Annotated in this window: 13 protein-coding genes and 1 pseudogene; 9 read left to right on the top strand and 5 right to left on the bottom strand. The window is 73.2% G+C overall.

Going from position 1 to position 18140, the window contains the following annotated elements; translation table 11 throughout:
* Window positions 1-187: 187 nt before the first annotated feature.
* From Q8791_RS12010 to Q8791_RS11990, 5 genes are all read left to right on the top strand, one after another.
* Window positions 188-1417: an acyl-CoA dehydrogenase family protein gene (locus Q8791_RS12010; RefSeq protein WP_330091735.1), complete on the top strand. Its 1230-nt coding sequence runs from the start codon at window positions 188-190 to the stop codon at window positions 1415-1417.
* Window positions 1418-1572: 155 nt separating this feature from the next.
* Window positions 1573-2367: a hypothetical protein gene (locus Q8791_RS12005; protein WP_330091734.1), complete on the top strand. Its 795-nt coding sequence runs from the start codon at window positions 1573-1575 to the stop codon at window positions 2365-2367.
* A 56-nt stretch (window positions 2368-2423) separates the two neighbouring features.
* Window positions 2424-3098: a TetR/AcrR family transcriptional regulator gene (locus tag Q8791_RS12000; RefSeq protein WP_330091733.1), complete on the top strand. Its 675-nt coding sequence runs from the start codon at window positions 2424-2426 to the stop codon at window positions 3096-3098.
* A gap of 96 nt (window positions 3099-3194) precedes the next feature.
* Window positions 3195-3593: a MerR family transcriptional regulator gene (locus tag Q8791_RS11995; RefSeq protein WP_330091732.1), complete on the top strand. Its 399-nt coding sequence runs from the start codon at window positions 3195-3197 to the stop codon at window positions 3591-3593.
* Window positions 3593-4570, top strand: a complete 978-nt coding sequence (locus Q8791_RS11990) for an aldo/keto reductase (protein ID WP_330091731.1) — start codon at window positions 3593-3595, stop codon at window positions 4568-4570. Before Q8791_RS11995 ends, Q8791_RS11990 begins: the two co-directional genes overlap by 1 nt.
* A 153-nt stretch (window positions 4571-4723) precedes the next feature.
* On the opposite strand, the gene Q8791_RS11985 is transcribed toward Q8791_RS11990, so the two are convergent.
* From Q8791_RS11985 to Q8791_RS11975, 3 genes are read right to left on the bottom strand one after another with little or no spacing between them, the layout of a single operon-like run.
* Complete coding sequence (locus Q8791_RS11985) at window positions 4724-5560, bottom strand: hypothetical protein (RefSeq protein WP_330091730.1); 837 nt, start codon at window positions 5558-5560, stop codon at window positions 4724-4726.
* A gap of 9 nt (window positions 5561-5569) precedes the next feature.
* A complete protein-coding gene (locus Q8791_RS11980; protein WP_330091729.1) occupies window positions 5570-6115 on the bottom strand; it encodes a hypothetical protein in 546 nt (181 codons plus the stop codon).
* A 4-nt stretch (window positions 6116-6119) separates the two neighbouring features.
* Window positions 6120-7817, bottom strand: coding sequence for a CopD family protein (locus tag Q8791_RS11975; protein WP_330091728.1), 1698 nt, complete (start codon window positions 7815-7817; stop codon window positions 6120-6122).
* 844 nt (window positions 7818-8661) lie between these two features.
* Between Q8791_RS11975 and Q8791_RS11970 the strand changes: the two genes are divergently transcribed.
* From Q8791_RS11970 to Q8791_RS11955, 4 genes are all read left to right on the top strand, one after another.
* The gene (locus Q8791_RS11970; protein ID WP_330091727.1) at window positions 8662-11553 is read left to right on the top strand and encodes a hypothetical protein; all 2892 of its coding nucleotides are present in this window, start codon (window positions 8662-8664) and stop codon (window positions 11551-11553) included.
* Window positions 11554-12032: 479 nt separating this feature from the next.
* Entirely contained in the window at window positions 12033-12449 is a 417-nt protein-coding gene (locus tag Q8791_RS11965; protein ID WP_330091726.1) for a spore-associated protein A, read from the top strand.
* Window positions 12450-12648: 199 nt separating this feature from the next.
* Window positions 12649-14031, top strand: a complete 1383-nt coding sequence (locus tag Q8791_RS11960; protein WP_330091725.1) for a DUF5685 family protein — start codon at window positions 12649-12651, stop codon at window positions 14029-14031.
* 290 nt (window positions 14032-14321) lie between these two features.
* Complete coding sequence (locus Q8791_RS11955) at window positions 14322-15290, top strand: SEC-C domain-containing protein (protein WP_330091724.1); 969 nt, start codon at window positions 14322-14324, stop codon at window positions 15288-15290.
* A gap of 88 nt (window positions 15291-15378) precedes the next feature.
* Here Q8791_RS11955 and Q8791_RS11950 read toward each other — a convergent pair.
* Together Q8791_RS11950 and Q8791_RS11945 are read right to left on the bottom strand one after the other, a co-directional pair.
* Window positions 15379-15525, bottom strand: a pseudogene (locus Q8791_RS11950) (substrate-binding domain-containing protein); the annotation flags it as partial.
* Between the two features lie 90 nt (window positions 15526-15615).
* Window positions 15616-17898, bottom strand: coding sequence for a HelD family protein (locus Q8791_RS11945; protein ID WP_330091723.1), 2283 nt, complete (start codon window positions 17896-17898; stop codon window positions 15616-15618).
* Between the last annotated feature and the right edge of the window lie 242 nt (window positions 17899-18140).

Below are 18140 nucleotides of genomic sequence, written 5' to 3'. Positions count from 1 at the left end.
CCGGAGCGGGAGACGGAGGAAGGTGAGGGGCCGGGGCGGGTGTCCCGGCCCCTCCTCGTCGGTGCGGCCGGGTGGCGGGGGTCGGTGCGCGGTCGGCGATTGTGCCTGACAGATCCTGCTGTTACCGTTGGTAACACGTATTGGCCGTCCCTCCGCCCCCGGAGGGGCCGACGAAGGATGTAAGCGCATGAGTGAGGCCACCGCACCCGCCTTCAGCCTGGAACTGAGCGAGGACGTCCGCGATGTCCGGGACTGGGCGCACGGGTTCGCCGCCGACGTCATCCGCCCCGCCGCCGCCGAGTGGGACGAACGCGAGGAGACCCCCTGGCCGATCATCCAGGAAGCGGCCAAGATCGGCCTGTACTCCCTCGACTTCTTCGCCAACCAGTGGCTGGAACCGAGCGGCCTCGGCATCCCCGTCGCCTTCGAGGAGCTCTACTGGGGCGACCCCGGTATCGCCCTGTCCATCACCGGCACCGGGCTGGCCGCCGTGTCCGTGGCCTCCACCGGCACCCAGGAGCAGCTCTTCGAGTGGGTCCCGCAGATGTTCGGCAGCGCCGACGACGTCAAACTCGGCGCGTTCTGCTCCTCCGAGCCCGACGCCGGTTCCGACGTCTCGGCGATCAGAACACGCGCCGTCTACGACCAGGCCAAGGACGAGTGGGTCCTGAACGGCGTCAAGACATGGGCGACCAACGGCGGCATCGCCGACGTCCACGTCGTCGTCGCCTCCGTCGAGCCTGAGTTCGGCTCCCGCGGGCAGGCCTCCTTCATCGTGCCCCCGAACACCCCCGGCCTCTCCCAGGGCCAGAAGTTCAAGAAGCACGGCATCCGCGCCTCCCACACCGCCGAGGTCGTCCTGGACGACGTCCGGGTCCCCGGTTCGTGCCTGCTGGGAGGCAAGGACAAGCTCGACGAGCGGCTCGCCCGTGCCCGGGAGGGACGCAGCTCCAAGGGCCAGGCCGCCATGAAGACCTTCGAGGCGTCCCGGCCGAGCGTCGGCGTGATGGCGGTCGGCACCGCGCGCGCAGCCTACGAGTACGCCCGCGACTACTCCACCCAGCGCGAGCAGTTCGGCCGCCCGATCGGCGACAACCAGGGCGTGGCCTTCCTCCTCGCGGACATGGCCACCAGGATCGACGCCGCGCGCCTGCTGGTGTGGCGCGCCGCCTGGATGGCCCGCAACGGCAAGGACTTCACGAACGCGGAGGGCTCCATGAGCAAGCTCTACGCCTCGGAGACCGCCACCTTCGTCACCCAGAACGCCCTGCGCATCCTCGGGGGGAACGGCTACACGCGCGACTACCCGGTGGAGCGCTGGCACCGCGACGCCACCATCTTCACGATCTTCGAGGGTGCGAGCGAGATCCAGAAGCTCATCATCGGCCGAGCCGTCACCGGCCTGCCGGTTCGGTGACCCCCGCTGTCCGGGGCCTCCGCCCCGGACGGCCGGCGCCCCCGGGAACCCGCGGACGAGGGGCGGTGGCTCCGGGAGGAGCGGTCCCCGTGCTCGCGGAGCTCCGGCGGGGAGCACCCTGGCGGAGCGAAACATCCGACGTCTACCCTGGCGTCATGAACGCGACCACGGGCAACGGCGCCCCCACCATCACCATCCCCGCGGCCTACAACGGGCCCGACGGATCGGGCAACGGCGGCTACACCGCCGGCCTGCTCGCCACACGGCTCACCGCTGTCGGCGGGCCCGCCGTCCAGGTCACCCTGCGCACTCCTCCGCCCCTGGACCACCCGCTGACGGTGGAGGGCGACCCCGCCACCGGGCTCCGCCTCACCGACCCGGCCACGGGGGAGGCGGAGCGGAGCCACCTGGTCGCCGAGGCCCGGGTCGTCGACCTCCCCGGCGGTCCCGTATCCCCCGTCGTGCCCGGCGGCCCGGTCGGCGTCGCCGAGGCCCGGGAGGCCGAACACCGCTACCCCGGGCTCGCCGACCACCCCTTCCCGCGCTGCTACAGCTGCGGCCCCGAGCGGGCCGAGGGCGACGGCCTCCGCCTGTTCGCCGGCTCCGTGCGCCCGGGCGCCGGCCCCGACGGGGCCGGGAACACCGTCGCCTGCACCTGGACCCCGCTCCCCGGACTGGACGACGGGACCGGCACCGCGCCGCTGCCCCAGGTATGGGCGGCCCTGGACTGCCCCGGCGGCTGGTCCAGCGACGTGGCCGGCCGCCCCGCCGTGCTCGGACGGTTCACGGTTCAGGTCGCCGAGGCGCCACGGATCGGGAGCACCCACGTCGTGATGGGCCACCTGGCGTCGGTCGACGGTCGCAAGATCCACACCACCAGCGCCCTCTTCGACGACACCGGCAGGACCCTCGCCCGCGCCGCCGCCACCTGGATCGCCCTCCAGCCCTGATCCGGGGACCCGCCGATCCGACGCCCCACCTCGCGGAACCGCTACCGTGAACCCTTGTGGCACTCGAACACCCGCGCCCGACCGCGCCGACCGACAGCACCGACGCCCCCGGCACGCCCGCGGAGGCCCCCACGGCGCGCGGGGGGCGCGGAGGGCGGGGACGCGACCCCGAGCGGCGCCGCGCCATCCTGGACGCCGCCGACCGGGTGATCCAGCGCGACGGCCCCGACGCGTCGATGCTGGCCATCGCGGCGGAGGCCGGGATCAGCAAGCCGATCCTCTACCGCCACTTCGGCGACAAGGGCGGCCTGTACCGGGCGCTCGCCCAGCGCCACGTCGACCCGCTCATCGAGCGCATCCGCGAGGAGCTGCACCAGCACACCCGGTTCGAGGTCAGGGCGAGGGCCACCGTCGGCGCGTACCTGTCGATGATCTCCCAGAACCTCAACCTCTACCGGTTCCTCATGGACCGGGCCACGGCCGAGGACTCACGCATGCGCGGCGACCTCGGCATGATGGTGCGCCGTCTGGGTGAGGAACTCGCCGAGCAGCTCCTCACCGAGACGCGGGTCGGCAGCCGGCTGCGCTCCCAGATCGTGGCGCACGCCGTGGTCGGCATGGTGCAGGCCGCCGGGGAGTGGTGGCTGGAGCATCCCGAGGTCGGCGAACAGGAGATCATCGACGACCTCACCGACGCCGTGGTCGGCGCCATCAGGGGCGGGCGGGACTGAGCGCCGCGGGCGGCGGGGTCGCCCGACCGGGAACTTTCCGGCAATCCACCCGAAACCCTTGACCTGGAGCGCACTCCAGGTCCCATGCTTCTCTGCATGAGGGACTACTACACGCCGGGTGAGGTCGCCGAGAGGTTCGAACTGACCCTGGACACGCTGCGCTACTACGAGAAGGCGGGCCTCCTCCGCCGGGTGGAGCGCTCACCCAGCGGGCACCGCCGCTACAGGACCGACGACGTGGAACTCCTCCACCTGGTCAGGTGCCTGCGCGACACGGACATGCCCATCGCCCGCCTGCGCGAATTCGCCGAACTGGTCCGCGCCGGGGACCACACCGTCCCCGACCGCCTGGACGTGCTCCAGAGCCACCAGGGCCGGCTGGACGAGCGCATCGCCGAGCTGCGCGAGCGCCAGTCCGTCATCCAGCACAAGATCGACTACTACCTCGGCGTCTTGGCCGAGCGCACCCCCGAACGGGTCGAGGAGACCATCTGATGCGCCACACCACCATCGGCGACCGCCGTGTCAGCGCCCTCTGCCTGGGCGCGATGAAGTTCGGGAGCCAGACCGACGACGCCACCTCCGCCGCGCTCCTCGACCGCTTCGTCGAGGCCGGGGGCACCTTCGTGGACACCGCCGACTGCTACCAGTTCTGGGTGGAGGGTTTCGAGGGGCACGAGAGCGAGACCTTCCTGGGCAGGTGGCGCAGGGAGCGGGGCATCACCGACGAGGTCGTGATCGCGACCAAGCTCGGGGCGCAGCCCACCGTGCCCGGCACGGGCCTGGAGACGAAGGAGGGGCTGTCGGCCGCGGCCGTCGCCACGGCCGCGGAGCGCAGCCGCGAGCGCCTGGGCGTGGAACGGCTGGACGTGCTCTACGCCCACAATGAGGACCGCACGGTCCCGCTGACCGAGACCCTCGGCGCGTTCGCCAAGCTCGTCGCCGACGGCGCGGTCACCGACCTGGGCCTGTCCAACCACCGGGCCTGGCGGCTGGAGAGGGCCCGCGCCGTCACCGAGGCCAACGGCTGGCCGCGCCCGCGGGTGCTCCAGTACCGGTACAGCTACCTCCAGCCGCGGTTCGACCGGCCCCTCGAATCCACGGGGCACATGCACGTCACGCCCGAACTCCTCGACTTCGTCCGGGAGGAGGCGGCCGAGGGGCGGGAGCACACACTCGTCGCCTACACGTCCCTGCTCTGGGGCGCCTACACGAGGCCGGAGAAGGCCGCCGAGCTGGACCCGGTCTACGACCACCCGGGCACCCCCGCGCGCCTGGCGGTCCTGGACGAGGTCGCCCGGGAGACCGGCGCCACCCGCAACCAGGTCGTTCTGGCCTGGTTGATGGACAGCGACCCGCGCGTCGTGCCGCTGGTCGGGGTGAGCAGCCTGGACCAGCTGAACGAGGCGATCGAGGCGACCGACCTGACGCTCAGCGCGGACCAGTGGGGCCGTCTGGCGGACGCCGGGTAGGCCGCCGCCCCGACCGCCGGCGCCGCCCGGTGCGGCGCCGGGGCACGGCCCGACGCACCGCGTCCCGGAGGCCACGGGCCTCCGGGGCGCGGTGGTCGCTCCGGGCGTGCCCCGTCCGGAAGGCGAGCGACGCCCAGGGGTGGGACGTCCAGGTCAGGGGCAGTCGTATCCGGTCACGCAGAACGAGTCAGCGGCAGTCTGATAGCGCTCCTGGGTGAGCTGCCAGTCGTCGTCCGATCCGGCGGCCAACACCGCGTAGACCTCGCCGTCCCCGCCGAGGAAGGTGCGCGCGTACACGTCTCGGGTGCCGAGCTCGCTGTGGTCGTAGACGTAGTTGAGTTCCACGGCCAGCGACTCCCCGCCCAGGTAGTCCTGCTCGTAGCTGAAGAACCCCGCGTTGCCCCGCACCCCGGATTCCAGGGCGTCCATGGCCTCCTGAGGGGAGTCGTGCGCCCCTTCGAATCCGGCGATCTGGATGAGGTCACGTCGACCGTCCTGGAGATAGAAGACGCCCTCCGGCGGTCCTTCGTCCTCGCGCTGCCATCCCTCGGGGACGTGGAGCTCGAACCCGTTGGAGTCCGTGCGGAGCTCGTACCCGTCGGGCGCCGGGGCCTCTTCCTCCTCAGGGGGCTCCCCCTCCAGGTCCTCCTCCGCCGCCTCCCGGTTCCCGAAGCCCTCCTGGTCCTCCTCGGCGTCGCAGTGACCGCCGACCGAGCCGCTCTCACACCCGCCCCCGGTCGGTTCTCCGGACGGCGCCTCGTCGGAGGGATCCGTGGAACCGGCCCCGTCTGCGGTGGGGGAGCCGTTCTCGGCGGAGGCGCCCACCCGGATGCCGACCGCCACCACAACGAGCAGGACGACCAGGGACACCAGCACCAGGGCCGGTATGTTCGGCTGCGGCGGCGTCCCGAGCCCAGCAGGTCCCGGACGAGCCCCTTCGGCCCAGCGTTGCTGGTCGGCGTCCCAGCGCGCGCCAGTGGAATCGGGCATGGTCCCCCCTCAACCCGTGAGCTGTCGCACCGTCTCGGCCAGGGCGCTCGCCGAGGCCAGCGCACCCAGAGCGGTGTTCGCCTGCTCCAGCCGCTCCCACAGGCTGCGCAGCAGGCCCGGGGCTGCCGCGCCGGTCCGAGTGATCTCCTCCTCCGCCTCGACCAGTTCGGCCTCCACCTCGGTGACCCCTTCCGCGCCGGCGAACAGGGGAAGCTGCTGACGCAGCAGGCGGACCTGCTCCAGCAGGTCCCGGTAGCGCTCGTCCTGTACGGCGTCGTCAGAGGCCTCGAAGCGCGCGGTCCCGTGGTCGCCGGTGGAGATCGCCACTCCCCGGGCGTCGCCGCCGATGGTGACGGAGCCCGGGGCGCGGTTCCCGACCGCTCCCCGGGGGAGTGCGACCGGGGTGGAGGAGCGGGGTTCCTCCCGGAGGCCGGGCTCCGCGGGGGCGGAGGCCTCGGCGGAGCCGCCCGTGCCGGTGGAGACGGCGCCGCCGTGCAGCGAGCCGCCGATGGAGACCGAGCCTGCGGCCGGTGCGGTGTCCTCGTCGTGGGTCATGGTGCTACTTCTTCTCCTTGTCCTTGACCGTCTGATCAGTGACGGTGACGGCCTGCGCACCGGCACCGGTGGCGATCGATCCGTTCATGGAACCGCCGATGAACACGCCTCCGCGGCTGATGTTCACGACCTGCCGTTGGAACTCCTCGGTCCTGTAGCCCGCTTCGGCCAAGGCCTGCTGAGCCCCGGAGGTGATGCGGTCCTGGATGGTCCTGACGTACCGGTTGACGTCCATCTCCTGGAACATCGACCGGGTGTCGCGCGAGCCCAACTCGCGGATGCTGACCCGGGGAGCCTGCGGAGTCTCCCCGCCTGCGAGCCCGCGCCATTCGCACCACCACGCCTTGAGGGTGCTCGCCCCGCAGGCCAGGACGGACACCGTCACCGCGGGCGCGGTCACCAGGGTCGACAGCCGGAAACGGGTCGACTGCTCGGTGAAGGTGTCCACCTCGTGGAAGTTGCTCCGCAGCGGTGGCAGTACGTAGGGCAGCACCTCCAGGATGAGGAGGTCGCCCTGGGTGTGCACCCGCACGAAGACGGTGGTGACCACTTCCTCCTCCCAACCGCCCACCCTGATCCGCAGAAAGTGTCGCCTCTGCTCGGCGCCTTCTCCCGCGGCTTCGTCGAGGTGTGCGCGGACGTTGCCGTCCTCGTAGAGAAGACCGGCGCGTCGTGCACCCGTGGGGAGGCCGGCGGGGAGGAAGACGCACTCCTGCAGCTCCAGGTCCTTGAGGCGGTCCCTGCTGGTCCGGGAGGAGGCTTCGGCGAGTTTCGCCAGCTGCGGGGTGATGAGGTCGAGGACGCGGCGGCCGTCCAGCGGCTCGGCGCCGTCCGCGTCGCCGGAGCGGCGTTCGAGTTCCAGGGCCAGCGACCAGGGCCGGTAGGACTTGCCGGCGCCGAGGAAGGGCTCGTCCTCGTTGTAGAGGACGAGGCGGGAGAACTGCTCCTTGCCGATCGCGGCCAGTGTGCCCGCGCGTCGCTCTGCGAACGGGGCCGGAAGGGGGCCCGGGGTCTTGCCGGTGAAGGAGTGGCGGGCCAGTTCCGTGCACAGGATCCGGGAGAGGGCGAGCAGGTGCCACACACCGATCGCGAGGAGAAGCACCGGTGGGGACAGGACGGCTGTGGCCGCGAGGACGTGGCCGTTCCAGAGAAGCAACCACGCGGGCACGATCCACAGCACGAGCAGTGCCACGTTGAAGAGTCCCAGGGGCAGGGCGAGCAGGCGGTGGGCCCGGCCGACCGGATCGGTGGCGCCCCCGCTGCCCGCCGCCAGGGGTGATTCGCTCTGGCCCCGAAGGGCCTGTCTCCCCCGGGCGAGCAGACCCGCGAGGACGAACAGGCCGAGGGAGGCTAGTGCGTACTGCCCCATCTGCATGGCGGCCGGGTTCTCCCAGGCAGTGATTCCGAGCAGGGCCGCCAGGATCCCGGCCACCAGGACGGCCAGGACCAGGCCTGCGGCTTTCACATCCAGGTCCCTGGCCCGCAGGCAGTGTCGGAGCACGACTGCGGCGTCGAAGCCCAGGGACGGGGGGACCGTGCGTTCGATGAGCTCGGTGATGGCAGTCGCTCGGAAGCCGGTGTCGAGGTAGGCTCCCGCGCACAGTAGGCGGGTGGCCTCGCTGCGGGTGTAGGAGGCGGTGTCGACGGGTGGGACGGAGGACGTTGCTCCCTCGGTGCTGTCGGGGGGAGGCTGTGGGGCCATGCATCGCTCCAGTGGCGGCTGCTCGGGGTGGAGGGGGAATTGATCTTAGATCTCAGGGGTGAGTGGCGCCGGTGTTCTGTGATTTTTGGTCGGGCCTGAGGAGAGTGAATTCGAGAGGGGGTCGAGAAGGCCCGATCGTCCTATCAAGGTGACCGCAAGAATGTCCGTGATCACATTTGCCTGTCCCCAATATGTGGTTTTGTCTAATTTGGTAATTTAGTGGGTGTTTCGATGGTCGCCTGAGGGCGCCGCCACCTGGGTCGAACCCGAAGACTCGACCCGGATTCCGGCCCGGTCCGTCCTCGCCTGCGACCTGACCGTCATTTCTTGGAACACCCAGCCGTAGGCGCCAGTACCGCTGTACGAGGAAGAGACCTGAAGAGAGCTGCCGTGCTCGTTCCGGGCACTCGACTCCACAAGCCACGCACTCCCGGATGTTCAGAACGCACGATCAGTGGCGCATCCTGTCGCCGTGCCCCGATCTCCCGGCGATCCGCCGTACCGGTCCCTCGTCACTGTCTCGGCGTCGCCTCTGGTCGGTTCGTTCTGCCCGCCTTCGAGTACACGTTGTGCCGCAAGCGCCGCACTGTACGGATGTCCTGCCTGGGTGCGACGGTCGAGCCCGTGGCCTCCGGGACGCGGTGGTCGCTCCGGGGCAGGCTGTGCGGTGGTCCGCAGGGGAGGCCGCGGGTGGCCGGGGCCGGACAGGTAGTTCAGGGCAAAGTACGCATAAGTGCCCATAAAACTGTGTCTGCGGTTTTCCCCGAGCTATGACCGGATACCTTCCCTAGTGGCGGCGGGGCGGCCGCGCCGCCTCGGTCCGCGAACCCGTGGGAGGGGCGACTTGCCCGAGAGTACGTACCACCAGATCCACTTCGCCTGGGCCGAACCCACCCTCCTCGGCAGGGTCGGCCCCGGGCCGGCCTCCTCCTCCCTCCCCGAGTCCGAGCAGCCCGTGCTGCGCTCATGGCGCGACCGGCTCGTGCCCGCGCTCACCGCCGACTACCGGTCCGCCCTGCCCGACGCCGACCCCGCCGACTACCCCGAGACCCTGTGGGCGCACGCCTACCCCGACGGTCAGGCCGCCCTGGTCTACCGATGGCCCGGCGACGTCCGCTCCGCCCACGCCTGGGCGATCGTCGGCCCGGGATACGGGCTGACCCTGCCGCGCATCCTGGCACTGCACGAGAACCCCAACACCCGGCCCGCGCAACGCCGCCCGCCGGCCCCCGGCTGGGCCGCCATGGACACCCTTCCCACCCCGGAACCCTGGGAGCGGACCGCCGCCCCCGGAGCCGTGCGCACCCGCGACCGGCACGCGGCCGAAACCGTGGTGGACCGCGAACCCCTCCTGGTCGGAGCGGTCGCCGCAGCCCTGGCAAGACCCGACCTGCCCGTCCACATCGCCCTGGCGCCGGAGCGCGCCGACCTCTGGCAGGCGGTCCAGCTGCGTTTCCTGTGGGGGATGCACCGGGCGCTGCACGACGTGCTCACCCCGCCCCGGGCGATCCCGGCGGCCGGGTGGAGCTGGTCGTTCTCCACCTACGACCCCGTGCTCGGCACCGCAGACGGCCAGCACCTGGCCTTCGGCCCGCCCCCCGCCGAGGGCTCGCCGCCCTTCCTGAACCCGCCGCCCTCCGAGCACCGCAGGACCGCCGAGGGCCTGGTGGCCGTCCTCCGTGACGAGGGGGGAGACGCACTCGCCGCCCACCTGGCCGAGCGGGGGGTCCCCGCCGCGCCCACCTTCGCCGACCGCCGCGACCTGCTCTCGGACTGGCTCGACCCGCGCCCCCGCGCGGCCTCGGCCGGTACCGTCCTCGAGACCGGCGGCGGCCCCGGGGCCGAGCGGAACTCCGGCCTCGACAACGACCCCTGGACCCCCGGGACCGGCATCGACCCCTGGCCCCCCGCTTTCCCCGGGACCGATACCGACCCCTGGCCACCCGCGTTCCCCGGGACCGGAGCGGAGCCTCCTGCCGCAGAGGCGTCCGGCGTCGGCGAGGCCGCCGTGGCACACGGCGAACCGGAGCCCGGGTCCGCACGGACAGGCGGGGTCCGCGACGAGGCGGCGGACGCCGACGGCACGGGCCGACGTCTCGGGAAGGGGGCATTCGACGACACCGCCTTCGATCCGGACTTCGACCCGGCCTTCGACGTGGAGGACGTCCCCGAGGCCGAGGCGCTGCCGGACGCGGACACGGGCCACGGGAGCGGACCGGCCCGGGGAGCGGACCCGAACCCCGACGACCGCCGGAGCCGGGCTCTCGCGTTCGGCACGGACGAGCAGGACCTCCCCGACCTTCCCGAGGCCGAGGCCCCCGGTGAGGAGGAGACCGGGCCCCGCCCGCCCTCCGACCCCAGGCCGCCCCGCGGCCGCCCCGGCGCCGTCCCGCCGCCTCCGGCCGCCCGGCTCGGACAGGGGTCGCTGCGGGGATTCGCAGAGGAGATCTCCCGTGCGTCGGACACGGGGCTCGGGGACGGGCGAGTGCGGCCCTCCGCCGAAGGGACCGACCGCGGGCCTGACAGTGGGACGGACCGGGGGGCGGACACCGCGTCGGCTCACGAGTCGGGCGGCGCAACCCCGCCGGGCCGGTCCAACGAGGCGCTCTGGCCCGTCACCGGTTCGGAGCCTCAACCCCTGCCGGAGGAGCCCGAGCCCGAGGGCAGGGGCGGCGGCGCGACGGACGCACCCTCCGTGTCCCGCAGGCCGCGGATCGCCCCCGCGCACGAGGAACCGGAGTCCCTGGACACCCTCTGGCAGGAGGAGGAAGGACCGGAGTCCCCGGACGGAAGCACACGCGGGCCGAGCATCTTCGACGCCCCGGAGCCCCACGCGCAGCGTGACCTGCAGGGCCTCCTCGACCCACCGGAATGGCACGCGTTCCACGGGGCGGACGAGATCGTCACCGACGACCCGACCCCGGTCGCCGGGCGCCCCCGCATGTTCGGCCGTACCCTGCGCAGGGCCGCCGACCGGGACGCCAGGGCCGCCCGGCGCCGATTGGCGGCCGAGCCCGCCACGGCCCCCGAACCGGTGGAGGAGCCCGAGGTCCCCGATGCTCCGGAGGCCCGGGAGACGCACGAGTGGACGATCGCCGCGTCCCCCGCCGACCGCCGCGACCCCCCGGCCGACGGCCTCCCCGACACCTTCTCCGCTCCCGTGCCCACCCCGGCTCCCGAGACACGCGTCCCGGCCGACGCCCCACCGCTCTGGGGCGCCCCGGCCGACGAGGAGGAACACGGGGCCGACGGCGAGGAACCCCTCGACTACGCGGCCGAGACGGAGCCCGACCACGACGACCCCTACGACGAGGGGGCCTCCGACGACCACTGGCCCACCCAGTACGCCGACCTGCCCCTGGCCCGCCTGGAGCGCTGGCACTCCCGTCGGGGCCCCGAGGGCGCCCGTGTCGACGTGGTCGACGCCCGTGCCGCCGTCCGGGCCGAGCGCGGCGAACTGCGACGGGTACGCGAGGAACGCGACCACTACCACGCGGAGGTCCAGGATCTGCGGCGCGACGTCGCCCGTCTCGACCGCCCCTGGCTGGACTCCGAGGACGAGGAGGACGACGACGCCTTCGGAGCCCCCCGTACCCGACGGTGGCCCTCCCGTGTCCTGGTGCTGGTCCTCCTGGTCGCGTGCCTCGCCACCGGCCTGGAGGCGGGTGCGCGGTTCGACCTGGGCACCCTGGAGCTGCTCGCCCTCCTCGGCGACCGGATCGCCTCCCTGTTCTGACGCCCCCTGCCCGACCGGGGGGACGGCACCCCCGCCACCGCCCCGATCCGCCCGCCCCGCGGCGCGACAGCCGTCACGGGAACGGGCGGAGCGAACGGGACGAGGGCACCGTGGGTCCGGCCGGGTGATCCCGGTGCGGGGTCCCGTTGCGCTGCGATGCTCCGCTGTGCGGCGAGCCTTCGCGGAGCGCCGACCGGCCCGCACGGGCCTCTCGCCACGAAGCGCCCGGGGCGTGCGGGCCCGGGACGGGCGTCGATCCGCCTCGTCCGTCTATGGTCGAAAAATACGTTATTCCTGATATTTGAGTTCTGTCGGAAATTTTCAGGAATGGTAGCCCGAATAGAACGGGGATGGGTATGTCGCCGCGTGTGAAGTCGGTTTCGGAATAGGATGTGAGGGAAAACAAAGGCGCCCATAAGCGAATGGCGGAAGTGTCCCTTCTGGTTCCCGCGTGGGCGCGAACGATGCGAAGGGATGACATGAACGTACTGCGTGCGGTCGGCGCCGTCGCCGCTCTCGGCCTGGCTCTGGCCTCGGGGGCCCTGGCGGCCTCGCCCGCACACGCCGCAGCCGGGGAGTACAACGGTGCCTGCGGAATCGGCTACGAGGTCGTCGATCAGGTGGCGATCGGAAACTCCGGCACCACCTTCCTGGCCCACAACAACCACACCGGCCACCACTGCGCCGTCACGGTGCGCGCCACCCCCGGTGAGCCCGTGGAAACGGTGGTCGGCCTGAAACGGACGCCGGACGACCCGCGTCACGCCGTTTACCACTCCGGCCACCACGCCGCCTACGCGGGACCGGTGTACCTCCACACGGCCGGTACCTGTGTCGACTGGTTCGGCTACATCGGCGGCGACAACGGTCACAGGAACGGGACCGACTGCGGCTGAACGCCGATGCCGCGAGGGGCGCCGTGGGGAGATGCGTCGGGCGCGTGACCGCTCCGGCCGGGGCGTACCGCGCCCGACACGCCTCCCGCACCACAGGAGCACCACCCCGCACGGTTCTTCCGAGAACCCTTCGGCCGCTTCGAGCGTCGAACCCCGTCGTCAACGCGAGATCGTCGCGTACGAGGATGAGGAGCGGTTCGTGTTCGGAATCCTGCGCCCCTGCCGGCACTCCCTGCCGGACGGGCTCGCCGAGGAATGGATGTCCCACATGTGCGGGCTGTGTCTGGCCCTGCGCGACGACCACGGGCAGGCCTCCCGGATCGCCACCAACTACGACGGCCTGGTCGTGTCGGTCCTGACGGCCGCCCAGTCCGAGGCCGAGGCCGACACCCGCGCGGCGGGGCGCTGCCCCCTGCGCGGCATGCGCGGCGCCCGTGCCGCCAACGGCTCCGGCGCTTACCTGGCCGCGGCGGTGTCCCTGATGCTGGCCTCCGCCAAGATCACCGACCACATCGAGGACGCCGACGGCCTCTACGGCCGTCGCGGCGTCCGCTCGATCGCGGGACGGGTGGCCGCGCGCTGGCGGAACGGGGCCACGGAGGCGGGTGACCGGCTCGGCTTCGACGGCGCCGGGCTCGTCGCGGTGATCGACCGGCAGCGCGAGGTCGAACTCGCCGCCGGGGAGGGCACCGACGTCCTCACGGTCACCGCCCCGACCGAGGAGGCCACCGCCGAGGCGTTCGCTCACACCGCGCTCCTCGCCGACCGCCCCGCCAACGCGGCCCCGCTGCGCGAGGCGGGCCGCCTCTTCGGCCGCATCGCCCACCTGCTGGACGCGGTCGAGGACCGGGAGGAGGATGGTGTGCGCGGCGCCTGGAACCCGCTCACCGCGACCGGAACCGGCCTCGACCGCGCCCGCGAACTGTGCGACGGGGCCGTCCTGGGCGTCCGTCTGGCCCTGGACGAGGCGGAGTTCACCGACGACCGGCTGGTCCGCGCCCTCCTGGTGCGCGAACTCGGCCGCTCCGTCGACCGCGTCTTCGCCCAGGCGGGACACCGCACCCCGGGTCCGGGCCACGCCCACCACCCGCACGGCCCCCACCAGCCCCAGGGCCCGCACTACCCGCAGGGGCCGCACCAGCCCCAGGGGCCCCACTACCCCCAAGGACCGCACCAGCCCTACGGCCCCCAGAACCCGCAGAACCCGCAGGGTCCCCACCACCCCCAGCCTCCCTACTCCCACGGCCCGCACGACGCCTACGGCGTGGAAACCCCCGGGCACAGGGGAGACCACCACCACGGCGACCACGACCACGGCTCGGGCTCGGGTGGAAACGGGGGCGGCAAGGGCGGGTGCTGCGACTCCTGCTCCTGCGACACCCCTTCGTTCGGCAACCCGCCCAAGACACGCGGGTTCTTCTCCGGGTGCGCGGTGGCGCTGTTCATGTGCGGCACGTGCCAGTTCTGCTGCCGCGACCCCCACCCCGGTCCCTGGTCCGGGAAGGAGCGCCGCTCCTGGTGCGACTACTGCGAGTGCTGCAGCGTCTGCCAGTGCTGCCAGTGCTGCGCCTGCTGCGAATGACACTGCCCTGAGGCGCCTCCGACCACGCCCGCCGCACCGCGCGGAGGTCGCGGGTCGGAGGCCGCCCCTCCCCGGTCGCCCGCCCGCCCCGGCGGCGAGCAGTGGGAGGACCACGCCTTCGGGCCGGTGCAGCGCGAGTCGGCCCCCCGGTAACCGCGGCGCACCGTCACGGAACCCGGATCCGGCGCCCCTCCCGGCCGCCGCGCATAGGGAGGGCCCCGCCACTCCGGGGAGCGAAACGGGGCAGGCAGCCGGTCTGGGCACATCCCGGGCGCTCCTAACCTGGGGTCATGACCGACAGCGCACCCCCGTCCCCACTCCCTCCGGAACTGGTGGGGGCCCTCTTCGAGCTGGACCTGCCCCAGCGGTACCTGGACGACCTGGCGGCGGCCCCCGACGAGGCGGGGGAGATCCTCCTGAACACGGCGCAGGAACTGGGTTCCACGAGCCCTCAGGCGGCGCGGGACCTGTTGGAGGTCCTGCGGTCACTCGCGCCCCACCCCGACCACCGCCAGTACGCGACCCACATGCTGGCGGAGTCGCTCCGGGCCGAGGGACGGACGGGCGAGGCCGAGCGGCTGATCACCGAGCTCATGCGCCCCGGGGTGCTCGGCCGCGCCACGGCCGTCGTGCTCGCGGACGAGTTCGCCGGCGAGGGAGACCTCGACAAGGCCCTGTACTGCTACAACGTCGCCTGCCGCGCCATCCTCGCCCAGCCGGCGCAGATCATCTCCCAACTGGACCCGTACGGGCTCCTGCCGCTGGTCGGCCGCGCCGCGGTCCGCGAAGGGCTCGGACTCGCACCGGACGACCACGACCGGGCGGCGCTGGCGGCGGACGGGGCGTCGCCCTCGCTGGAGTCGGCCCTGGGTCTGGGGGACGGCGACGCCCCCGGCCGCGCCGTCGCCGTCCACGCGGCCTTCTCCCGGGACTCCCTCCCCAGGGCCCGTGACCTCGGCCTCGCCACCGGAGACGGTGGCGAGGCCGACCACCACCACGGCGTCGAGCGGTCCCTGCGCGCGGAGTCCCACCCCGGCGCGCTCCTGGCCACGGTCCTCACCACACCGGAGGAACTGGTCGCCTTCGCCGAGGCGGACGGGCTCGACGCGGCCGACCCCGCATCCCTGCGGAGCTGGGCCGAGACGCTGTCCCCGGACTCCGGGCGGCTGAACCCCTGGCCTCCCGAACGCAACCACCCCTGCTGGTGCGGGTCGGGCCGCAAGTACAAGAAGTGCTGCGGATCCCCGTCCGTGCGCTGAGTCCCCCCGTCCGGCACCCCGGCTCCCCGCCCCGGGCCTCTGCTCCGCTCCCGGGGCGCCGCCCCCGCCCGTCCCGCGCGGGAGGCCCTCAGGCCGACCCGCGCTCGACCAGGGCGGTGGGCAGGATCATCCCGGCGGGGGAGTCCCCGTCGATCATCGCGAGCAGCAGGCGTACCATCTCCCTGCTGATCCGCGACAGGGGCTGGCGGATGGTGGTGAGAGGCGGGCGGCAGCGGCCCGCGACGGCGGAGCGCCGACCGCCGCCCGACCGCGGCCCCGAGTCGTGCCGTCCGGCCCGGACCCGCGGTCGGCGCCCCGTCGCCTCTCACCCCTCCAGGCGCTTGAGGACCCCGGGCAGGTCGGCGGTGTGCGCGACCGTCAGCCGGCGCGTGGCGCGTGTGACCGCCACGTACAGGTCGTTGGCGCCGCGCGGCTGTGCGAGCAGCGCGTCCGGTTCCACGACCACCACCGAGTCGAACTCCAGGCCCTTGGACTCGGTCGCGGTCAGCACCACCACCGACTCCTCCAGCGCGTCCCCGGCCGTCCCGGGACGCGCGGCCCGCGGCAGGGCCTCCACGACCTCCGCCAGGTGGCGGTCGGATGTGACGACCGCGACGCGGCCCTCGCCGATCGCCGCGACCTCCTCGGCCACGACACCGGGCAGCCCGTCGGGAAGCGACGACAGCCGCACGCCGCGCGGGGCGTCGCCCTCCTCACGCACGGAATCAGGCACCTCCTCGCCGGGCGCCGCCTCGCGCAGCACGTCGGCGGCCACCGCCATGATCGGCGCGGGTGTCCGGTAGTTCACCAGAAGCCGCTCCACGTGCACCTTGCCGGGGGCGTACGGCTCCAGCGCGTCCGTCCACGACCGGGTCCCGGCCGCGCTCCCGGTCTGCGCCACGTCGCCCACGACGGTCAACGACCGGGTCGGCACCCTCCGCATCACCGTGCGCCAGGCCATCGGGGACAACTCCTGGGCCTCGTCCACGATCACGTGCCCGTAGGCCCACTCCCGGTCCTCGCCCGCGCGTTCGGCGGTGGTGCGGCGCGGACCCTCGTCGCGGTGCCGGTCGGCCAGGGCCTCGGCGTTCATCATCTCGTCCTCGGCCAGACCGGTGAACTCCAGCACCCCCTGCGCGAACCGCACCTCCTCGGCGCGGTTCTCCTCGGCACGGCGCTCCCGGGCCCGTTCGTCGCTGTCGTCGCGCCCCAGCACGTCGGCGGCCTCGTCCAGGAGGGGCACGTCCTCGACCGTCCACGGCAGGGCGGGGTCGCGCACCAGCGCGGCCCGGGACTCCGCGTCCAGCCCGACCAGCTCGCCGACGCGCTCCAGGGCCTCCGGGTCGGAGAAGAGGTCGCGGATCAGCCGCTGCGGGGACAGGTCCGGCCACAGCGCGTCCAGTGCCCGGCGGACCGGGGCCTCGTGCCAGAGCCGCTCGCCGACGAACGGCAGGTCGTCGTCCTGGACGGGGCGCGCCAGCAGCGTGGACTCGGCCCGGGCCAGCTCGCTCAGCAGGCTCCGGACCACGTACTTGCGGGCGGTGTTGTGCGCGAGGGGGAGCTTGCGCGCCGTGTCCAGGACCCGGCGGCAGGCCGCCTCGGGAACCGTGATCGCCCCGGCGTCGACCTCCACCACCAGGTCGCCCGACCCGAACGCCTCACGCGGCGTGCGCTGGCGGTCGACCACGGCCGCCGCGACCAGGTCGGCCATGAGCGGCGAGCCCTTGACCGCGGCGGTGGCGTGCGGGTCGTGGCCCGTCGCCTCCACCCCCGGGAACAGTTCGCCGAGTGTGCGCATCACCACGTCGGTCTCCCCGAGGGAGGGCAGCACGTCGCTGACGTAGCGCAGGAACGCCGTGTTGGGCCCGACCACCAGTGCACCGCGCCGTTCCAGCACGTTGCGGTGGGTGTAGAGCAGGTAGGCGGCGCGGTGCAGCGCCGCGACGGTCTTGCCGGTGCCCGGACCGCCCTGGACGACGAGCACACCGGCGAGCCGGGCGCGGATGACCCGGTCCTGTTCGGACTGGATGGTGGCGACGATGTCGGCCATCCGCCCCGTCCGCCCCCGGTGCAGGGACTCCAGCAGGGCCGCCTCTCCGACCAGCTGGCGGCGGTCGCCCTCGGAGAGGCCCTCGGAGTCGAACACCTCGTCGTCGAGCCCGGTCACCCTGCGCCGCCTCACCCGCAGGTGGCGGCGGCGGGTGAGGCCCAGGGGGTCACTGGGCGTGGCGGCGTAGAACGGCCGGGCGGCCGGGGCCCGCCAGTCCACGAGGATGGTCTCGTGCTCGGTGTCGCGCAGGCCGATCCGGCCGACGTAGCGCGCCTCGGGGCCGTCGTCGTAGGAGAGGTCGATCCGGCCGAAGCACAGGCCCTCCTCGACCGCGCTGAGCTGGGCGCGGCGCCGGGCGTGCTCATAGGCGCGGGTCTCGCGCTCCACGAGCGCGGCGTAGCCGGTGTGCGTCTGGAGCTGGACCTCGGCGAGCTGGTCGGCGGTGTGGGCGCGCAGGACGTCGAGTCGCTCGTACATCGTGCCGATCCGGGCCTGTTCCGCTGCCAGAGCGGCCCGCTCCGGTGACGCCTCCCCGGCATCCTCTTGACAGAACTGCATCTGCTTGTTATCCTACCTGTTGCAGGTATTTATGTGATCGCTCGAAAACGTCACAATGGGTTCCGAAGCTTAGCACGGCACCGCGGACGTCTGCCAGTGCGGTCGACGCACCCGAGCCCCCTCCTCCGCGACCCGTGGTCGACGTCGAGGACCCCGCCTCCCGCCGGACACGGCCGCCGATTTCCGCGTAGGGCTCCCCGCGGTCCCGCGCACCCGCTACACTCTGCCCCATGCGAAACTCC

This window comes from Nocardiopsis codii (assembly GCF_036327455.1).
In the GTDB taxonomy this organism is placed as follows: Bacteria; Actinomycetota; Actinomycetes; order Streptosporangiales; family Streptosporangiaceae; genus Nocardiopsis; species Nocardiopsis codii.
Note: the sequence above shows the minus strand (reverse complement) of the source record. Positions and strands in the feature narration are given on the sequence as shown.

Excerpts from the sequence above, each read along its gene's own strand:
- Q8791_RS11985 (WP_330091730.1), bottom strand. The coding sequence starts at position 5,560 with ATGCCCGATTCCACTGGCGCGCGCTGGGACGCCGACCAGCAACGCTGG.
- Q8791_RS12005 (WP_330091734.1), top strand. The coding sequence starts at position 1,573 with ATGAACGCGACCACGGGCAACGGCGCCCCCACCATCACCATCCCCGCG.
- Q8791_RS11945 (WP_330091723.1), bottom strand. The coding sequence starts at position 17,898 with ATGCAGTTCTGTCAAGAGGATGCCGGGGAGGCGTCACCGGAGCGGGCC.
- Q8791_RS11965 (WP_330091726.1), top strand. The coding sequence starts at position 12,033 with ATGAACGTACTGCGTGCGGTCGGCGCCGTCGCCGCTCTCGGCCTGGCT.
- Q8791_RS11975 (WP_330091728.1), bottom strand. The coding sequence starts at position 7,817 with ATGGCCCCACAGCCTCCCCCCGACAGCACCGAGGGAGCAACGTCCTCC.
- Q8791_RS11995 (WP_330091732.1), top strand. The coding sequence starts at position 3,195 with ATGAGGGACTACTACACGCCGGGTGAGGTCGCCGAGAGGTTCGAACTG.
- Q8791_RS11990 (WP_330091731.1), top strand. The coding sequence starts at position 3,593 with ATGCGCCACACCACCATCGGCGACCGCCGTGTCAGCGCCCTCTGCCTG.
- Q8791_RS11955 (WP_330091724.1), top strand. The coding sequence starts at position 14,322 with ATGACCGACAGCGCACCCCCGTCCCCACTCCCTCCGGAACTGGTGGGG.
- Q8791_RS11980 (WP_330091729.1), bottom strand. The coding sequence starts at position 6,115 with ATGACCCACGACGAGGACACCGCACCGGCCGCAGGCTCGGTCTCCATC.
- Q8791_RS12010 (WP_330091735.1), top strand. The coding sequence starts at position 188 with ATGAGTGAGGCCACCGCACCCGCCTTCAGCCTGGAACTGAGCGAGGAC.